This window comes from Bradyrhizobium genomosp. III (genome assembly GCF_000261705.1).
In the GTDB taxonomy this organism is placed as follows: Bacteria; Pseudomonadota; Alphaproteobacteria; order Rhizobiales; family Xanthobacteraceae; genus Bradyrhizobium; species Bradyrhizobium ottawaense.
In genome coordinates, this window is the sequence record NZ_AJQF01000388.1 from 1 (window position 1) to 1,004 (window position 1,004).

Annotated in this window: 1 protein-coding gene; it reads left to right on the forward strand. The window is 64.1% G+C overall.

All coding sequences use genetic code 11. From position 1 onward, the window contains the following. Positions 1-296 precede the first annotated feature (296 nt). Positions 297-1,004, forward strand: a 708-nt coding sequence (locus tag IC66_RS0131500; protein WP_038950316.1) for an NtaA/DmoA family FMN-dependent monooxygenase, incomplete at its 3' end; no start/stop codon positions are given.

Here is a 1,004-nt window from a genome sequence, read left to right on the forward strand (position 1 = left end):
CGCCCCGGTGCCGAAACCGACCATCCAGACCGGCGTCACCGCGATGACGCTCGCCGTGCTGAGCGCCTTCGATCAAAGGGCCCGGGGGCAGTAGCCCTCCTCGGTGTCCGCGGCTTGATGGATTCTCAGATGCGCAATTGCGCATCGTGGCTCGCGCGAAGGGGCGCGCCCCGGAATGACGCGATTGTGCTGAGCGGACATCGAAAAACGAAAAAATCTTCCCGCCTCCCCCAATGGTGCAGCTCCCCGGCGTCCCTATGTCTTTCCCCAGCGTCACCAAGAACGGACACCGGGCGATGGCACAACGGCAACTCAAGCTTGGCGCGTTCATGCGCCCGATCAGCATCCACACCGGGGCCTGGCGCTATCCCGGGGCCTGGCCTGACGCCAATTTCAACTTCTCGCACATCAAGCAGCTGATCCAGAAGCTCGAGGCCGGCAAGTTCGACGCCTTCTTCATGGCCGATCACCTCGCCGTGCTGAACATGCCGGTCAATGCGCTCAAGCGCAGCCACACCGTCACCTCCTTCGAGCCGTTCACGCTGCTGTCGGCGCTCTCGGCGGTCACCGACCGGATTGGCCTGATCGCGACAGGCTCGACCACCTTCGACGAGCCCTATCACGTCGCCCGCCGCTTCGCCTCGCTCGACCATCTCAGCGGCGGCCGCGCCGGCTGGAATATCGTCACGACATCGAACCCGGACGCGGCCCTGAATTTCGGCCTCGACGATCACATGGAGCATGCCGAGCGCTACAAGCGCGCCCGCGAGTTCTACGATGTCGTCACGGGCCTGTGGGATTCCTTCGCCGACGATGCCTTCGTGCGCGATGTCGAGAGCGGGCTGTTCTTCGATCCTTCGAAAATGCATACGCTCGATCACAACGGTAAATATCTGAAGGTACGTGGCCCCCTCAACATCGCGCGTCCCGTGCAGGGCTGGCCGGTGATCGTGCAGGCCGGCGCCTCCGAGGACGGCAAGCAGCTCGCCGCCGAAACGGCGGAA